This window comes from Streptomyces sp. NRRL S-87, from assembly GCF_000719335.1.
Taxonomy (GTDB): Bacteria; Actinomycetota; Actinomycetes; order Streptomycetales; family Streptomycetaceae; genus Streptomyces.
In genome coordinates, this window is the sequence record NZ_JOGB01000175.1 from 1 (window position 1) to 760 (window position 760).

A 760-nucleotide genomic window follows, 5' to 3' on the forward strand; every position below is an offset into this window, starting at 1 on the left:
CGCCGGCAGCGCCTGCATCAACCGACCACGCGCAGCGACCAGCACACACGCGTCGTCCAGCGACAGCACACCCGCCACATGCGCAGCAGCGATCTCACCAACGGAGTGCCCGGCCACGAAGTCAGGCCGCACACCCCAGCTCTCCACGAGCCGGAACAGCGCCACCTCCACCGCGAACAGCGCCGGCTGGGTGTACTCCGTCCGATCCAGCGCAGCAGCATCCGACCCGAACAGGACGTTTTTCAGCGGGATTCCGAGGTGAGCGTGGGCGTCCACGCGGGTGCAGACGGCGTCCAGCGCGTCTGCGAACGCCGGGAAGGCGTCGTACAGCTCCCGCCCCATCCCGATGCGCTGACTGCCCTGCCCGGTGAACAGGAAAGCGGTCTTCCCACCGACCGGCGAACCGGTCACCAGACCCGCGGCCGCAGCACCCTCCGCCAGCGCGGCCAGTCCGGCCAGCAGACCTTCACGGTCCGCCGCCACGACCGCCGCACGATCCTCGAAACGCGCCCGCCCCGCGACCAGCGACCACGCGACGTCCACCGGCTCCACCGGTCTCCGGCCACTCCAGCGCCTCCGTCAACAGCTCGACCTCGCCCGCCTCCCAGTCGATACGAGCCCCTGCCCGTACGTCGCCAACAGCGCCTGCGCCTCGATACGTTGCTGCGACGGACCGTTCGGAGCCGTCAGACCGTTGCTCGCACCGTCCTGGTTGACGGCCGAACCGCGCACGACGGCGAGGATCGGGTGGCCGTTGCGC

General features: G+C 70.7%; 1 pseudogene. It reads right to left on the bottom strand.

Going from position 1 to position 760, the window contains the following annotated elements:
• A pseudogene (locus tag IF43_RS37505) lies at positions 1-760 on the bottom strand (acyltransferase domain-containing protein); the annotation flags it as partial.